Origin of the sequence: Amphritea atlantica (genome assembly GCF_900111095.1) — a bacterium.
GTDB classification, from domain to species: Bacteria; Pseudomonadota; Gammaproteobacteria; order Pseudomonadales; family Balneatricaceae; genus Amphritea; species Amphritea atlantica.
In genome coordinates this window covers 43086-56676 of sequence record NZ_FOGB01000013.1, presented here as the reverse complement: position 1 = coordinate 56676, position 13591 = coordinate 43086, and the positions used below count along the sequence as shown (strand labels likewise).

The following is a 13591-nucleotide window of genomic DNA, read 5'->3' as shown; positions in this document are numbered from 1 at the left end:
ACTCCTTAAAACTGAACCAGGCCGGTAAAACCGAGGAAGGCGAGTGACATCAGGCCCGCAGTCACCATGCCGATGGCGGTACCCTGGAATGGACCCGGCACATCAGCCACAGTGATGCGCTCCCGCATAGCGGAAAACAGAATCAGTGCCAGGGAAAAACCCACCGCGGCACCAAACCCATAAGCGATCGACTCGATAAAGCCGTTCATCTTTTTGATATTTAACAGTGCCACACCCAGAACGGCACAGTTGGTGGTGATCAGGGGGAGAAAGATCCCCAGTAGTTTGTAGAGCAGCGGGCTGGTTTTTCGCACCACCATCTCGGTAAACTGCACTACCACCGCAATCACCAGAATAAAGGAGATGGTTTTGAGGTAGGTCAGATCCAGCGGCGCCAGCAGGTAGGTGTATACGAGATAACTGCAAATCGATGAAAGGGTTAGCACAAAGGTGGTGGCCAGTGACATCCCCATCGCTGTTTCCAGTTTATTGGACACGCCCATAAAGGGGCACAGTCCGAGAAACTGAACCAGTACGAAGTTATTTACCAGAACAGTGCTGATAATTATTAGCAGATAATCAGTCATAAGATTTGTTACATCATCACCGGTATCAGAATACCGGAACTGCCTTAAAATTAGAAAGTTCTAAAGTTTACCGATTTTGGAGGCTTTCCGGTATAGCTTTATGGTTGATGTGCCTCAATTTTTCTGCACCTGCGTCATAAAAACCGGACGGTCTGGCCGAAACCTCCAGCCCGTCCTGGTTGAATGACTGTCCGGGCCTGAACAGAAAAAGGCCCGGAACATCTGAAATCTGAATCAGCGCGGGTCAGATAGCGCCGTTTTCCCGCAACAGTTCCAGAATAGCATTAGCCTGTGCAGAGATGGCTTGTGCCGTTGCGTTCAGGCTGAGGTCCGCTGCCGCACCATCCAGATCGACAGTCAGAGTTCCTTCAGGCAGGGCCGATGTAACATCGGTCAGCACCAGCAGCCCGTTGTTGTTGAACAGACTGGCTATCCGACCCGCATCTTCAGCGGTTTCCCTGTTCAGTACGGCGACGGCACGTCCCTGATTGAACAGTTGACGCTCGGTGGTGTACAGCAGTGTGTTTCGCTGCTCCTGAGAACCACCCTGAATCACCAGGGTAATCGCTTTCTGGCCGAAGCGGCGCTCTCGGTCCTGTTTGCTGATGGCGCTGCTGGTGGTGACCAGATGATCGCTGACTGCACTGTTATCAACATCGTCAGCTGCAATCATGCCCGCGGCAACCGTGATATTGGTCAGACGGTCAATGATGATAAATGATCCGGTGGTGTGGTGAGCGCGGTAATTATCAGTCACTACCGGGCGTTCAAGGGTTATTTCACAACGGCCAATCTCATTCAGTTTCAGCGTAGCTGCTGGGTGCTGTTGCTGCGTATTAACATCAACACAGTGACGGATGCTGCTGATCCCCCCCGCAACAGTCTGGGTTGCCATCTTGATATCATATTGACGGCCAGGCATCAGCTCCTGCTCGGCCATCCACACAACCATGGCATCGAAGCGGTTGCTGACGCGGACATTATCGCTGCTGTGTACGATCATATCGCCACGGCTGATATCGATCTCATCTTCCAGTGTCAGGGTCACCGCCATCGGTGGAAAGGCTTCCTGCAATTCACCCTCAAAAGAGACAATCGATTTTACCCGGCTGCTCTTGCCCGATGGCAGCACAGTAATGGCATCGCCGGGGCGGACAACACCGGAACCCAGGGTGCCGCAGTAACCACGGAAATCCAGGTTAGGGCGGTTAACATACTGAACCGGAAAGCGCAGCTGATCGAAGTTCTGGTCATTGGCGATCTCAATCGTTTCCAGATACTGCATCAGAGGCGCTTCATTATACCAGGGCATATGTTCGCTCAGGTTAACAACGTTATCGCCTTTCAAAGCGGATAATGGTACGAAGTGGATATCTTTCAGATCCAGGTCCTGGGCGAACTTAAGGTAGTCCTGCTTAATCTCTTCATAGCGGGCTTCGCTGTAGTCCACCAGGTCCATCTTATTGATTGCGACGATGGTATGTTTGATGCCCAGCAGAGAGACGATGAAGCTGTGCCGCTTAGTCTGAACCTGCACACCATGGCGGGCATCGATCAGAATGATGGCCAGATCGCAGGTCGACGCACCGGTAGCCATGTTGCGGGTGTACTGCTCATGCCCAGGGGTGTCAGCGATGATAAACTTACGTTTGTCGGTCGAGAAGTAGCGGTAGGCCACATCGATAGTGATGCCCTGTTCGCGTTCGGCCTGTAAACCATCGACCAACAGTGCCAGATCCAGCTCTTCTCCGGCATTGCCGACTTTGGCATTATCTGAGTGCAGTGCTGCCAGTTGATCTTCATAGATCATTTTAGAATCGTGCAGCAGACGACCGATCAGGGTCGATTTACCATCATCTACGCTACCGCAGGTGAGAAAGCGCAGCAGCTCTTTGTTTTCATGTTGTGCCAGATAAGCTTCGATATCGCTGGCGATCAGATCGGACTGATGACTCATGATTGTATTCCGTATTCTTAAATTCTGTACAGTGCAGTCACTGATAGTCTGGAAAGACAGTAACCGCTACAACTGAATGAATGGGTTAGCGTCTGTGGCAACAGTGTCAGAAGTAACCTTCCATCTTCTTCTGCTCCATCGATCCCGCGCTGTCATTATCGATTACCCGGCCCTGACGCTCCGATGTGGTGGTCAGCAGCATCTCCTGAATGATCTCGGGCAGAGTCTGGGCTGATGATTCAACGGCTCCAGTCAGCGGGTAGCAGCCGAGGGTACGGAAACGCACCATCTTCATCTCAGGCACTTCACCCTCTTCCAGTGGCAGACGTTCGTCATCCACCATGATCTCAACGCCATCGCGGACCACTATTGGGCGTTCAGCGGCAAAGTAGAGCGGTACAATCGGGATGCTCTCCAAGTAGATATACTGCCAGATATCCAGCTCGGTCCAGTTGGAGAGAGGGAATACACGGATGCTTTCACCTTTATCGATGCGGGTGTTGAAGGTGTTCCACAGTTCTGGCCGCTGACTTTTCGGATCCCAGCGGTGGTTTTTGTCACGGAAGGAGAACACCCGCTCTTTGGCGCGGGACTTCTCCTCATCGCGGCGGGCACCACCAAAGGCAGCATCGAATTTGTATTTGTTCAGCGCCTGCTTCAGGCCCTGAGTTTTCATGATGTCAGTGTGCTTTTTCGAGCCATGGGTAAAGGGGCTGATGCCCATATCAACGCCTTCCTGGTTGACATGTACAATCAGATCCATACCGGCTTCTTCTGCCATCTTGTCACGAAAGCTGATCATCTCTTTGAATTTCCAGGTGGTGTCAACATGCATCAGCGGAAAAGGAGGCTTGCCCGGATAGAACGCTTTGCGGGCCAGATGCAACATTACGGCGGAATCTTTACCGACGGAGTAAAGCATGACCGGGTTTTCGAACTCCGATGCTACTTCGCGAATAATGTGAATGCTTTCTGCTTCCAGCTGACGCAGATGTGTCAGTCTGTGTTCCGGCAATTGGCTCATAGTGATTAACTCTTTCCACATAGCTGATAAATGTTATGACAGCGTGGCTTTGCCTCCGTCTTTCAGAGTCGGTTGGCATAAAACGCACGCTACCTAATTATTGGCGGCCATTATGGCAGATCTATCTTTAAAATCAAAAAGAATATGTTGGAATGTTTTAATAGCTTTTTGGAATATGTGAGATGGGTTTGGTCATATCTGTGCCGGGTGTCCGTTGAGAACTCTTCTTAGATCAAAAAAGAATTAACAAATTAATAATTATTATTTTGCGTTATAAGAGGTGGCCGCTATTATAGCTCATTCTGATTTTGCGGTGATCCGTCTGAAATATGATGGTTCTGTTTATTCGATGGCAGCTGAGAACGTTGATGGAAATAGCATACAGCTTTGCCGGCCTGGTGGTTGGTTTTATTGTCGGTCTGACCGGAATAGGGGGCGGTGCTCTGATGACACCTATTCTGATTGTGGGCTTTGGCATCCCTCCGGTCACGGCGGTGAGTACAGATCTGCTGTATGCGGCGATAACCAAGTTCGGTGGCAGCATCTCCTATGCCCGCAAGAAACTGGTTGAGTGGCGGGTGGTGTTTTTCCTGCTGGGTGGTAGTATCCCCGGTGCATTAATGACCCTGCACTATCTTGATGGGCTTGGTGGTCTGGAAAAAGTTGAGCACCTGATGAACATCACGCTGGGTGTGTCGTTGGTGCTGACCTCAGTGGCGGTGTTTTTTCGTGCCAGGATCCGTGCGTCGGTAGTGAAACTCGAAGGCACCCGGTTTGAAAAGCATGGGCGTCGCTACCGCCCCTATGTGACGCTGATGATGGGTGTCGTTCTCGGTGGCCTGGTGACACTTTCCTCCGTGGGGGCGGGTGCGCTGGGCACCGCGTTACTGATTTTGCTCTATCCGCGGATGAGTATGCAGACGCTGGTGGGAACCGATCTGGTGCATGCCGTGGTTCTGACCGGTATCGCCGGAGCGGGCCACTACACCATGGGGAATGTCGATCTCTGGTTGCTGCTCTGTCTGGTGATTGGTTCGCTGCCGGGGGTATTTCTGGGGAGTCACTTTGGCAGTAAATTGTCTCCCCGGGTGATCCAGCCAATTATGGGAACCCTGTTACTGGCGATCGGCATGCGTTTTGTACTGGCCGGTTGAGCCGTGGTTTGCAGACGTAATACTGAATTTCTGAATTTTAATTTTTAAAAGGGTGAGGGCCGGTTAGCCGGCGTTAATATACGATGTATCAATATAATGAACAGGATCAGAATCTGATCAATGCGCGGGTCGAGCAATATCGCGATCAGACCCGCCGTTTTCTGGCAGGTGAAATTCCCGATGAGGAGTTCCGTGGCCTGCGTCTGATGAATGGCCTTTACATTCAGCGTCAGGCTCCGATGCTGCGTATTGCCGTGCCGTATGGTCTGATGAACTCTGTTCAGGTGCGCAAGCTGGCTGATATCACCCGTAAATATGATAAAAACTACGCCCACTTTACCACCCGCACCAATGTTCAGCTGAACTGGCCGAAGCTGGAAGAGGTGCCTGATATTCTGGCAGAACTGGCGGAAGTGCAGATGCACGCGATTCAGACCAGTGGTAACTGTCTGCGAAATACCACTACGGACCATTTCGCCGGGGTTATTCCGGATGAGATAGAAGATCCACGGCCATGGTGTGAGATGATTCGGCAGTGGACCACCCTGCATCCTGAGTTTGCTTATCTGCCCCGTAAATTCAAAATTGCGGTGACCGGCGGTCCGGAAGATCGTGCAGCTTCCCGGGTGCATGATATCGGTTTGCATCTGGTGAAGAACGCTGCCGGAGAGACGGGTTTTGAAGTGCTGGTGGGTGGCGGCCTGGGTCGTACACCGGTCATCGGTAAAGTGATCCGTGAATTCCTGCCACAGCAGGATCTGCTGACCTATCTTGAAGCAATTTTGCGGGTCTATAACCTCAATGGTCGTCGTGATAACAAATACAAAGCGCGTGTCAAGATACTGGTTAATGCGCTGGGTATCGATGAGTTCAGAAAGCTGGTTGATGCAGAGTGGGAGATCATTCGTCGCACCGAGCTGGCTCTGACCGATGACTATATCGCTAAGATTAAGGGGTACTTTGAGCCCCATCCATATGCAGCTGATGCGGTAGATGGCCTCTCGGTGCTGGAAAATCAGCTGGAAGACAATGCTGATTTCCGTGCCTGGTATGAGCGTAACACCCGGGAGCATAAGGTTACTGGTTACCGTGCGGTTGTTATTTCGCTGAAGCCCCATCTTAAGCCACCAGGCGATATTACCGATGTGCAGCTGGATGCGGTGGCTGATCTTGCTGATACCTATAACTTTGGAGAGATCCGCAGTACACACGATCAGAACCTGGTGTTTGCTCATGTTGCTGCCGGTGATCTTTACACCCTGTGGCAGTCGCTACGTGATCTGAATCTGGCCCGTCCGAATATCGGTACCCTGACCGACATGATCGTGTGCCCGGGGTTTGATTTCTGCTCCCTGGCAAATGCCCATACACTGGGGGTCGCTGAGCAGATCAACGAAAAGTTTGATGATCTGGATTACCTCTACGATATCGGTGATATCAAACTGAACATGTCTGGCTGCATTAACGCCTGCGCCCACCACCATGTTGCCCATATCGGTATTCTGGGGGTTGATAAAGGTGGTGAAGATTTTTACCAGATCACTCTGGGCGGTTCATCCCGGGAAGATGCCACTCTGGGTAAGATCATTGGTAAAGCGGTGCCTCAGGCTGAAGTGGCCGATACGGTTGAGAAGATTCTGCAGGTGTATGTAGAAAACCGCTTTGAAGATGAACGTTTTATCGAGACCGTACGCCGCATCGGTCTTGATCCGTTTAAGGAGAGAGTTTATGCCACTGTTAATTAATCGTGCCGTTACCGAAGACAGTTGGTTGCTGGTTGACGAAGCTGATTTTTCCGCGCATCTCAATGAAGATATTGTTGTGCCCTATGAGCTGTTTGCTGAACATAGCGAAGCATTGTTGAGCGCTGAGGGTAAACTTGGTGTGCGTATCAACGGCGATCAGGATCTGAATCTGTTGCTTCAGAATCTTGATAAGCTCTCTCTGATAGCAATTGAGTTTCCGGCCTTTACTGATGGTCGGGGTTTTAGTTTTGCCCGAATCCTGCGTCGTTCAGGGTTTATCGGACAGTTGCGCGCTGAAGGTGATGTCACCCGTGACCGCCTGGAATATATGGAACGCTGTGGCTTTGATGCGTTTGCGATTCCTGCTGACCGTTACAGCGATGATATTACCAGCGCCTTTGGTGAGATCCCGGTCCACTATCAGGGCTGCGCTGATGATGAACGACCCATTTTTCGTCAGTAACTGATCAGGGACCATAGTGATGAGCGAACCAATAACCACTGAACTCGAAGCGAAGATAGCCCATACGATCTCTGTACTGCAGCAGGCCGCTGCGGAGTATGCAGAAGGAAAGGTTGTATTTGCCAACAGTCTGGGGGCGGAAGACGTAGTGATTACCGACCTGATCAGCAAACATACACCGCAGATCGGCATGTTTGTGCTGGATACTGGTCGTTTACCCGAAGAAACATTAAAGCTACTGACCGATGTTCAGGCTTTGTATCGCAATCTGACGGTTGAGGTGTACTACCCTGAGGCGGCGGATGTCGAGCAGTATGTGCGGAAAAATGGTGTCAATGCCTTCTATGAAAGTCAGGAGATGCGCAAGGGGTGCTGTTTTGTACGTAAGATTAAGCCCCTGAAACGGGCTTTGGCTGCACGGGATGCCTGGATTACCGGTCTGCGCCGGGAGCAGTCAGTTACCCGCGATGAGATTGGTTTTAAAGAGTTTGATGAGGGTAACGGCATCGATAAGTTCAATCCCCTGGCGGACTGGACTGAAAAAGAGGTGTGGGCCTATATCCACGCCCATAAAGTGCCCTACAATGAGCTGCATGATCAGCACTATCCCAGTATTGGTTGTGCCCCCTGTACCCGCGCCATTGCTGTCGGCGAGGATGTCAGGGCTGGGCGCTGGTGGTGGGAAAACCCGGAAACCCGGGAATGTGGTTTGCATCCGGCAACTCCCGCCGCAGACCAGGAGCAGGCCAAACCGGTCAATGTGATGGACTTCCTGCCAAAATAGATCTCTCACTGAGATAACCCAAGAGCCCGCTACCAGCGGGCTCTTTTCTGCTATCTTTTCAACAGAGCGTCTTTAAAATAGGGGCTATGTTGAACGCTGCTTTTTCACCGGTTAACCCAGCCGCTTTTCAGAGGATGACACATTGGATTACCTGCCATTATTTTTTAAGCTGAATGATCGGACGGCCCTGCTGGTCGGCGGCGGACAGGTTGCCCTGCGTAAAGCAACCTTGCTGACCCGTGCGGGTGCGCGGGTTATTGTGGTGGCGCATCAGGTGGAACCTGAACTTGTCGAGCTGATCGAGCTGCACAACGGGCAGGTGATTATTGGCGAATACCATCCCGCCCTGCTGGATGAGGCTTATCTGGTGATTGCTGCCACCGATGATGATCAGCTCAACGAAAGGGTTCATTTAGATGCGGTTGCGCGCCATATTCCTGTGAATGTTGTTGATAATCAGCCTCTGTGCACCTTCATTTTTCCGGCTATTGTTGACCGTTCCCCGATCGTGATCGGTATCTCCTCCGGGGGGGAGTCGCCGGTGCTGGCCCGGTTACTCCGGGCTAAACTGGAAACCTGGATTCCACAGGGCTACAGTCGGCTGGGGAGGCTGGTGGGACAGTTCCGGCAACAGGTTAAAGCGACGTTTAGCAGTGTAGAACGCCGCCGTATTTTCTGGGAGAAGGTGTTGCAGGGGCAGATTGCTGAGAAAGTATTTGCCGGGCGGGATCGTGAAGCCCGTGCACTGTTGGAAACTGCGCTGGAGACCGCCGATCCTGAGCATCAGGTGGGAGAGGTCTATCTGGTGGGGGGCGGTCCCGGTGATCCGGAACTACTGACTTTCAAGGCGCTCAGGCTGATGCAGCAAGCAGATGTCGTGCTCTATGATCAGTTGGTTTCACCTGCCATTGTTGATCTGTGTCGCCGCGATGCAGATCGTATCTTTGTTGGAAAACGCCGTGATAATCATACTCTGCCGCAGGCCGGTATTAATGAACTGCTGGTAAAACATGCGCTTCAGGGACGCAGGGTGTTGCGGCTTAAGGGCGGTGATCCATTCATCTTCGGCCGGGGAGGGGAGGAGCTGGAAACGTTGAAACAGCATAATATCCCCTTTCAGGTGGTGCCCGGTATTACCGCTGCCAGTGCCTGTTCAACCTATGCGGGTATTCCACTGACTCACCGCAATTACGCTCAGTCAGTTAAGCTGGTGACCGGACAGCTGAAAAACCGCACTTCAGATCTTAATTTCGATGAGCTGGTTCATCCAAATCAAACCATCGTTTTCTATATGGGGTTACATACCCTGAGCGCACTGTGTGAACAACTCATTTCCCACGGCAAATCTGCAGAGACACCCGCCGCGATAGTCTCAAATGGTACCCGGGCTGATCAGCAGGTGCTGACCGGTACATTAGAGAGCCTGCCTGAACTCCAGAACCAGGCTCAGCTACCGGCTCCCGCACTGATTATAGTCGGTGAAGTGGTGCAGTTGCATGAAAATCTGGCCTGGTTTGGCGAAGAGGTTCTGCATAATCATGGTTTGATTTTGCCGGATGCTCACTAATGGCGGGTTGGCCGATCCGATAGTGTGAAGTCCGGTCGGTGTCAGACTGTAATTTCTGACTGAGTGGCCGATAACCTGAGTGTATAATTAACAACAAATATAATAACTTATACTGTGAGCCTGTGGCGGGTGAGCGTATCAGTACCTGCTATTGACGAACCCGAAGGTGATAACGATGGATGAGGATCGTAAACGGATATTTACACTCGATTTTGTAAAAGACCGAATTGATAATCTGCCTCTGATACCCTTTGTGGTTGAGCAACTGAGTACGCTGAGTCATGATGCTATCGATTTCTATTCCAAGGTGGCAGAGCTTGCCGAACAGGATCCGCCACTGGCGGCAAAGGTGCTTTCTGCTGCGCACAGGGTTCCCTGTGGTCCTTTGAAGCCGGTTTATAATATTGAGAAAGCGCTCGAGCGGATGGGGGTTTTCAATACACTGGCGCTGATGCAGGAGTTGACGGCAGTACCGGTATTTGAACCGACCAGCCCTGGACATAAAATTGGTTGGCGGCACTCCCTTGAGACGGCCCGGTTCAGCCGCTTTCTGGCACAGAATACCCCGGGCTTCAATGTTAGTAGCGATCTGGCCTATATGGCAGGTTTACTCCATGATATAGGCCGCTTTGTGCTGCTGCAGATCGCCGTTAAAGCGGTTGAAGTGGTGGATACAAAGGGTTGGAACTCTCCGGAAGAGCTTTCCGATGTAGAGCAGCAAACTTATGGATTTACCCATGCCGAAGTGGGTTATCTGGCCGCGCAGCACTGGAACCTTCCCCGCACCCTCACCAGTATGTTACGGCTGCATCATGATTATGATCTGTGGCGCTATGATTCCGTCTCGGTGCCCTTTAAGCAACTGTTGACGATTGTTCAGTTTGCTGATTTTCTCAGTGTTTTTTTGATAAAAAATCCGGAATGGCCGGCCTGGTCCTCCACTCAGCTAAAAGGGGCTATCTGCGGATTCTGTATACATAAAAACTGGCCAGAGGTCGACTTCCCTGTCGATAAACTGGTGGCGCAGCTGCCGGCAATCTCTGAACAGTGTCAGGCGGTGCTGCTCAAAGCAGGCACCGCCTGAGAGTGTATCCTTATTAAGACTTTTTCCTATTTTTGCGGCGAAGTGAATGGTTTAAGCTAGTCTTTATATACTGTTAACTCATTTCGATTGTTACGCTTGTCAGTTGTCAATCACTCCTCAATCGCTTCTGGTGAGCATGGTTGAGTGAGTCATTGTTGTTACTCCTGGAGAACGAAACGCTTTACAGCCAGTCTCAGTAGAAGGGGGGAGCAAATGAACAAGAATAGCGCCCAGTATCAAAAGTTAATCAATCTTGATTTTGTTAATGATGAGATTGAATACCTGCCAATAGCCCCTTCGGTTATTGATGAACTGAAGCAGTTGAGTTGTGACTCAGTTGATTTTTATATCAAAGTTGCGGCGTTAGCAGAGCAATACCCGCCCCTGGCTGCCAGGGTGCTTTCATACGCGCACGCCATGCCACAGGGTCAGGATAAGCCGGTCTATAATCTTGAGCACGCACTGGAGCGGATTGGTGTTTTCAAAACCCTGGAGCTGATGAAAACGCTTGTTAAAATTCCGTTTCTTGAGGTCACCCGACCTGGAATTACGATGTGTTGGCGTCACTCAGTCGAAACCGCCCGGATGTGCCAGTTTCTGGCTGAACATACCACTGATTTTAACGTTAATCCTGAACTGGCTTACATCAGCGGCTTAATTCATGATTTAGGCCGGTTCATTATGTTACAGATAGCTGCGGATACGGTTGAATTAATTGATCAGACGGGGTGGGACTCACCTGATGAGCTGAATGACCTGGAAGATCAGCAATTTGGCTTCAACCATACTGAGCTGGGCTGTCTTGTCGCCCGGCAATGGCGCTTGCCGGATTCGCTTACCAAGACATTGTTATTGCACCATCAAAGTGACTTCTGGCAGTGTGATGAGCTTTCCTTACCTGTCAGGCAACTGCTGACGCTACTGCAGTTTGCCGATTTTCTCAGTGTCATGACGCTCAAAAATCCAGAGTGGCAAGCCTGGTCCCACACTCTGCTCAGGGGGAATATTTCAGAACATTGTATTAAGAGTGACTGGCCTGAAATCGATTTTCCCATCGACAAACTGGCGGCTGAGCTCCCCAGAATTACCGAACAGTGTGAAGCGGTGTTGTCCATGCCCGAGCTGACAGAATCCCTGACAGAGTAGTGATAGCCCCGATAGATAATATCCACCGCCAGTGTTAACGGGGTATAGAGGGTAACGGGTATCCACAGAACCCGGCGCTTTAAATTGCTGCTGCAGAATCCCGGGGGCATGGCCGGGCATTGATGACTTTCAGAGTCCGCCAGTAGATGAGATCAGGTATGTATTCAGTCGAACTGGCCTCTGCTATATCGTTGCAACGCTGAGGTGATATTCTTTATCCTTGAAGGGTTGCAAAAGTCAGGAACTTTACGGCTTTGCACGCTATGGAAGCCGATACCGTTCAGTTCGTGAGTGATCGCTTTCTCGCCAAACCGATGCATCAGTCGCTGGATCATATCCTGTTTGTTATAGCGGATATTACAGGTGACGGCCGCACCGAGGCGGGACCAGACGGTTTGCAACTGCTCATCGTAACCCAGAGCATCGCTGCCGGTGAATCCATGCTGATAATGATAGAGGTATACGATGGGATCAATATTCCACTGGGTCATCCCGCCGCTACCGGAATATTCCTCGTGTGCCGGTTTAACCGGGTTGGAGCATCCTGCCAGAAGCATGGCTGATACTACAATAGTACCGAAAGTTGTGTGGCTCATCAGGGGTCCGGAGTTCAGTTTTATTGGATAATTTATCAGGTTTTTTCACAGTGTATCGGCCAGCACCCCGGAGGGGAACTCAGTTTCTTTTACCTGATTGTGGTCGCGTCACTACTAATAACCTGTTTCAACCTGTTCAGATCGGCATACAGCCGGTTCAGGGTGATCAGAATCAGATAAATTGCTGACAGTGGTTCACTGTTTTTATGATAGCTGTTGTTATTACCTGTTCTGGGCAGTAAGCCCTCTTTTTAAGCAGAGTATTGCTTTTGTTATGGGTACAACTTCTTTATATTAGAACGCACTTTTTAGCGCCGGTAGCGGTTCATTTTAGCACAAGGAAACACCATGCCCAGTTTTACAGTCAATGACCGGGAATTGCATTATCTCGATCAGGGAAGCGGATTTCCTCTGCTTCTGGGGCACAGTTTTCTTTGGGATAGCCGAGTCTGGGCCCGTCAGTTGCAATCGCTGTCAGAACATTTCCGCTGTATAGTGCCGGATCTCTGGTCCCATGGTCAATCACAGGTGGTGAGTGAAAGCGGCCTCAGTATCGAAAGCCTCGCTGAAGACCACCATCAACTGATGCAGCATCTTAATATCGATCGTTATAGTGTGTTGGGGATGTCGACCGCCGGGCTCTGGGGAGCGAAGCTGGCGATGAAATACCCGGATGCAGTTGCCAGTCTGGTGCTGATTGGATCGAGTCTGAGCGATGAAACGGTTACTAAAAAGCAGCAGTATCTGCAGCTGATTGATACGGTTGAGACGCAGGTGGAGCTCACACCTGAACTGCTGGATAGCATTGTGCAGATCTATTTCAGTGAAGAGGCTCAGGTGCTTTACCCTGCGGTGGTGGAAACGTTTCGCTTTGATCTGATGTTTCTTGAACCTGAACAGATTCGTGGTTTAGTCAGTCTGGGACGGGTTCTGTTTCAGCGTCAGTCGATGCTTGAAGACGTTGCAGCGATAGGCTGTCCGACATTGATCATTACGGGTGAAAATGATTCCGCCTATCCGGTATCTGATGCTCAGGCTCAGCATGATCTTATACCGGGCAGTCAACTGGCCCTGATTGAAAATGCCGGTCATATGCCGACGCTGGAGCAGCCCGATCAGGTTAATCTGATCTTGCTGAATTTTCTCGCCTCAATGGACGGGGTTGATCTGGATATGAGTAAGCTGGATTATCTCTGATGTCAGCCCCATCCTCCTGTTGGTATGTGTATATTCTGCGTTGTGCCGATGGTTCACTTTATACCGGCGTGACAACCGACACCGACCGCCGGATTAAGGAGCATAACCTGAGTGACCGCTTGGGGGCCAGGTATACCCGGGCCCGTCGTCCGGTCAGTCTGGCCTACAGGGAACCCTGCGAAAACCGTTCAGTAGCGTGCAAAAGGGAAGCACAGATCAAAGCGCTGTCCCGTTCTGCCAAGCTTAAACTGCTCCAGTCTGCGGTTGGTCAGTAGGCCGCCTGCAGC

Annotated in this window: 13 protein-coding genes; 9 read left to right on the top strand and 4 right to left on the bottom strand. The window is 51.0% G+C overall.

The features are described from left to right. Nucleotides 1–5: 5 nt before the first annotated feature. The 3 genes from rsxA to cysD form a co-directional block, all read right to left on the bottom strand. Nucleotides 6–587 (bottom strand): electron transport complex subunit RsxA, encoded by a 582-nt coding sequence (gene rsxA, locus BMY09_RS17360; RefSeq protein WP_091360765.1) that lies wholly within the window; start codon nt 585–587, stop codon nt 6–8. Nucleotides 588–831: 244 nt separating this feature from the next. Beyond that, nucleotides 832–2544: a sulfate adenylyltransferase subunit CysN gene (gene cysN, locus BMY09_RS17355; protein WP_091360763.1), complete on the bottom strand. Its 1713-nt coding sequence runs from the start codon at nt 2542–2544 to the stop codon at nt 832–834. Between the two features lie 106 nt (nt 2545–2650). Further along, entirely contained in the window at nt 2651–3568 is a 918-nt protein-coding gene (cysD, locus tag BMY09_RS17350; RefSeq protein ID WP_091360761.1) for a sulfate adenylyltransferase subunit CysD, read from the bottom strand. Nucleotides 3569–3936: 368 nt separating this feature from the next. Here cysD and BMY09_RS17345 point away from each other — a divergent pair, with 368 nt between their 5' ends. The 7 genes from BMY09_RS17345 (at nt 3937) to BMY09_RS17315 (ending at nt 11511) form a co-directional block, all read left to right on the top strand. Further along, a complete protein-coding gene (locus BMY09_RS17345) occupies nt 3937–4722 on the top strand; it encodes a sulfite exporter TauE/SafE family protein (RefSeq protein WP_091360861.1) in 786 nt (261 codons plus the stop codon). An 83-nt stretch (nt 4723–4805) separates the two neighbouring features. Further along, nucleotides 4806–6467 carry a nitrite/sulfite reductase gene (locus BMY09_RS17340; RefSeq protein WP_091360759.1) on the top strand — a complete coding sequence of 554 codons (1662 nt, stop codon included), beginning with the start codon at nt 4806–4808 and terminating at the stop codon, nt 6465–6467. Continuing rightward, on the top strand, nt 6451–6930 hold the full coding sequence (locus tag BMY09_RS17335; protein ID WP_091360757.1) for a DUF934 domain-containing protein: 480 nt from the start codon (nt 6451–6453) through the stop codon (nt 6928–6930). Before BMY09_RS17340 ends, BMY09_RS17335 begins: the two co-directional genes overlap by 17 nt. 19 nt (nt 6931–6949) lie before the next feature. Then, the gene (locus tag BMY09_RS17330) at nt 6950–7714 is read left to right on the top strand and encodes a phosphoadenylyl-sulfate reductase (protein ID WP_091360755.1); all 765 of its coding nucleotides are present in this window, start codon (nt 6950–6952) and stop codon (nt 7712–7714) included. Between the two features lie 142 nt (nt 7715–7856). Beyond that, nucleotides 7857–9281 carry a siroheme synthase CysG gene (gene cysG, locus BMY09_RS17325; protein ID WP_091360753.1) on the top strand — a complete coding sequence of 475 codons (1425 nt, stop codon included), beginning with the start codon at nt 7857–7859 and terminating at the stop codon, nt 9279–9281. Nucleotides 9282–9456: 175 nt separating this feature from the next. Further along, nucleotides 9457–10365 carry an HDOD domain-containing protein gene (locus BMY09_RS17320; protein WP_091360751.1) on the top strand — a complete coding sequence of 303 codons (909 nt, stop codon included), beginning with the start codon at nt 9457–9459 and terminating at the stop codon, nt 10363–10365. Between the two features lie 213 nt (nt 10366–10578). After that, nucleotides 10579–11511 carry an HDOD domain-containing protein gene (locus tag BMY09_RS17315; RefSeq protein ID WP_091360749.1) on the top strand — a complete coding sequence of 311 codons (933 nt, stop codon included), beginning with the start codon at nt 10579–10581 and terminating at the stop codon, nt 11509–11511. Nucleotides 11512–11675: 164 nt separating this feature from the next. Here the strand turns inward: BMY09_RS17315 and BMY09_RS22080 are convergent, their stop codons facing one another. Continuing rightward, nucleotides 11676–12107 (bottom strand): hypothetical protein, encoded by a 432-nt coding sequence (locus BMY09_RS22080; RefSeq protein WP_139203214.1) that lies wholly within the window; start codon nt 12105–12107, stop codon nt 11676–11678. 348 nt (nt 12108–12455) lie between these two features. Between BMY09_RS22080 and BMY09_RS17305 the strand changes: the two genes are divergently transcribed. Beyond that, nucleotides 12456–13304: an alpha/beta fold hydrolase gene (locus BMY09_RS17305; protein ID WP_091360745.1), complete on the top strand. Its 849-nt coding sequence runs from the start codon at nt 12456–12458 to the stop codon at nt 13302–13304. Beyond that, nucleotides 13304–13579: a GIY-YIG nuclease family protein gene (locus BMY09_RS17300; RefSeq protein WP_091360743.1), complete on the top strand. Its 276-nt coding sequence runs from the start codon at nt 13304–13306 to the stop codon at nt 13577–13579. Before BMY09_RS17305 ends, BMY09_RS17300 begins: the two co-directional genes overlap by 1 nt. Nucleotides 13580–13591: the final 12 nt, after the last annotated feature.